Raw genomic sequence first — 538 nt, forward strand, 5'->3', positions numbered from 1 at the left:
TGGATGCGATGCACTTTAAAGTTCGGGTGAATGGGCAGGTCATCAGCAAGGCGGTTTATATCATCTTGGGGCATACCATGGACGGGCAGAAAGATTTGTTGGGAATGTATATTTCGGAGAGCGAAAGTGCGCGATTCTGGCTTAGCGTGCTGACCGATCTTCAAAACCGGGGAGTACAAGATGTGCTGATTGCTTGTATGGATAACCTCAAAGGCTTTACCGAGGCAATAGAAGCCATTTTTCCGAAAACTGACATTCAACTATGCATCATTCACCAGATTCGCAATTCATTTAAATACACTGCATTTAAGGATCGAAAAGAATTCAATCAGGAATTGAAACTTATTTACCAGGCATCCAACCTGGCAGAAGCCGAACTGGCCATGGAACAATTTGAAGAAAAGTGGGGCCAGAAATACCCGCTTGTGATCAAATCCTGGAAAAACAATTGGCATTACCTAACCCGCTTTTTCGATTATTCCAAGCACTTGAGACGCATCATGTACACCACCAATACCATTGAAGGATTCAACAAACA

The 538-nt window shown here is 43.3% G+C and carries 1 protein-coding gene; it reads left to right on the plus strand.

What is annotated here, in order from left to right; all coding sequences use genetic code 11:
- A partial coding sequence (locus tag Q1A18_RS18975) for an IS256 family transposase (RefSeq protein ID WP_299584720.1) occupies positions 1-538 on the plus strand: 538 nt, incomplete at both ends.

Source organism: uncultured Sunxiuqinia sp. (genome assembly GCF_947495665.1).
Lineage (GTDB): Bacteria > Bacteroidota > Bacteroidia > Bacteroidales > Prolixibacteraceae > Sunxiuqinia > Sunxiuqinia rutila.